General features: G+C 72.4%; 1 protein-coding gene and 3 tRNA genes. 1 reads left to right on the forward strand and 3 read right to left on the reverse strand.

Annotation, left to right across the window (positions count from 1 at the left end; all coding sequences use genetic code 11):
• Window positions 1-18: 18 nt before the first annotated feature.
• The 3 genes from ABT247_RS33135 to ABT247_RS33145 all read right to left on the reverse strand — a co-directional run bounded on the left by ABT247_RS33135 (window position 19) and on the right by ABT247_RS33145 (window position 468).
• Window positions 19-94 (reverse strand) — tRNA-Arg (locus ABT247_RS33135).
• Window positions 95-125: 31 nt separating this feature from the next.
• Window positions 126-201 (reverse strand) — tRNA-Arg (locus tag ABT247_RS33140).
• A 176-nt stretch (window positions 202-377) separates the two neighbouring features.
• Window positions 378-468: transfer RNA gene (locus tag ABT247_RS33145), tRNA-Ser, on the reverse strand.
• A 177-nt stretch (window positions 469-645) separates the two neighbouring features.
• Here ABT247_RS33145 and ABT247_RS33150 point away from each other — a divergent pair.
• On the forward strand, window positions 646-2,185 hold a 1,540-nt coding region (locus tag ABT247_RS33150; protein WP_350750258.1), incomplete at its 3' end, for a PAS domain-containing protein.

The following is a 2,185-nucleotide window of genomic DNA, read 5'->3' on the forward strand; positions in this document are numbered from 1 at the left end:
CGGCCGGGGGCTTCTCGCTGGTGCGCTCAGCAGGATTCGAACCTGCAACCTCTTGATCCGTAGTCAAGTGCTCTATCCGTTGAGCTATGAGCGCAAGGAACGGGCGAACCCGATCTTGCGGAGGTTGGTGCGCTCAGCAGGATTCGAACCTGCAACCTCTTGATCCGTAGTCAAGTGCTCTATCCGTTGAGCTATGAGCGCTCGCCCCGGCGAACCGTGCCTCCGGGGCGTTGCGGGGACAACATTACATGACCTGCGACGCAGGACGAAATCGGTTGATCCGACCCCGTCCACGCCCTCTCCGGGCCGACCGGGGATCCACCCCCGGACATGCGAGGAGCCCCGCCGACAAGATCGTCGACGGGGCTCCCGTGCTGCGGAGGCTGAGGGATTTGAACCCTCGATCAGGAATAACCCCGAAACCGCATTAGCAGTGCGGCGCCATAGACCGGACTAGGCGAAGCCTCCCCACAGGGACCACGCCCGCGCGAGCGGACCCGTTCCGTGTGTCAGTGATGATGCCACAACCCTGGGGTCCGGCACCAACCACCGCCAACGTTACTAGGCGGGTCGTCCCCGTCGCAAAGAAGAATGAGATACTGCCGACTCCGGAGGAGCTGCCCTGAGCCGAGGAGACCTGTCGACGTGAGCAGCAGGCCGATCCGAGGCGCTGCTCGCCTCGCCGCCATACTCGACGCCCTGCCCGACGCGTTGTTGCTGGTGAACAGCAACGGCACCGTCGTGGACGCCAACAGCGCGGCCGTCCAGGCGCTGCAGGCGCCGGGCACCTCACTGGTCGGCATGGGCGTCCTGGGCCTGCTGCCCGAGTTCGACCCCAGCCGGATCCCCGGCTCGATGCGCCCGGCCACCCGCGACGGCGACGCCCTGGACCGCCCGGTCCGGATGACCGCCCACCGCACCGACGGCACCACCTTCCCGGTCGAGGTGTCCGGCAACGACTTCGCCGACGAGGACGGGTACACGCGCTCCCCGCTCGCCCCGTACGACCCGTACCGCGAGGGCTCGCGCTCGCCGTCCTCCTCCGACCTGCTCCTGCTGCTGGTCCGCGACCTCTCCGGCCGGCTCGGCGTCGAGGCCGAGCTGCGCCGCCAGCACAAGCAGACCGAGATGATCCTGCGGGCCGCCGCCGAGGGCGTGCTCGGCGTGGACCTCGAAGGCCGCTGCGTCCTGGTCAACCCCGCGGCCGCGCACATCCTGGAGTACCGGGCGAGCGAGCTGGGCGGGCGTGAGCTGCACCCGCTGATCCAGCACTCCCGGGCCGACGGCACCCCGCTGGCCCTCGAGGAGTCGGCGCTGCTGGACACCCTGACCTCCGGGCGCAAGCACCGGGTGCGGGGCACCGTGCTGTGGCGCAAGGACGGCCGTCCGGTCACCGTCGACCTCACCACCGCTCCCGTCCGGGACGGCGACCAGCTGGTCGGAGCGGTGATGACCTTCACCGACCGCAGCCGCGAGCTCGCCCTCATCGCCCGCAACGAGCACCTCACCGCCGTCCTGGAGAGCGAGCTCGGCGGCGCGCTGACCGCGCTGAACCAGCGGCTGGACGCGCTCGCCGCCGATCCGGCCGGACAGCTCTGGCCGGAGGCCAACTGGACCCTGCGCCGGCTCGCCGAGGAGTGCCGGCGGTTCGGGAAGCTGATCGACGGTGTCCTCGAGCACCAGCGCTCCGAGGCCGGCGAGAACGGCCCGGCGGAGACCAGGGACGCCAGGGCGGACAAGGACGGCGGGGACGCCGAGGACCGCAAGGACGGACGGAAGGCCGCGAAGCGGGTGCCGGTCGGCCTGGACGCGGTGGTCCGCCGGGCCGTCGAGGAGGCCGGCGGGCTGGTCGGCCCGGGCCGGGTGCGGTTCTCCGTGCACGCCGCCGCCGTCGAGGTGATCGCCGACGAGCGGCGGCTCGCCCAGGCGCTGGCCCACCTGGTCGCCGACGTCAGTGGCATCGGGCTGTCGCTGGACGCCCCCGCCGCCGCCTCGCCCGGCCTGGCCGTACCCGGTCTGGCCGGCCCCGGGATGCCCGTGCCCGGGCTGGGCGCCCCGGGGCTGGGCGGCCCCGCCGCGCCGAGCGCCGCCCCCGAACCGCCGACCGTGGTGCTGGCCGCCGCCCAGCGCGGCGACGTCGCCCGGGTCGAGATCCGCGGCCCCGGCATCGGCGGCAGCCCCGTCC

Origin of the sequence: Kitasatospora sp. NPDC001539 (assembly GCF_040298565.1) — a bacterium.
Classification (GTDB): Bacteria; Actinomycetota; Actinomycetes; order Streptomycetales; family Streptomycetaceae; genus Kitasatospora.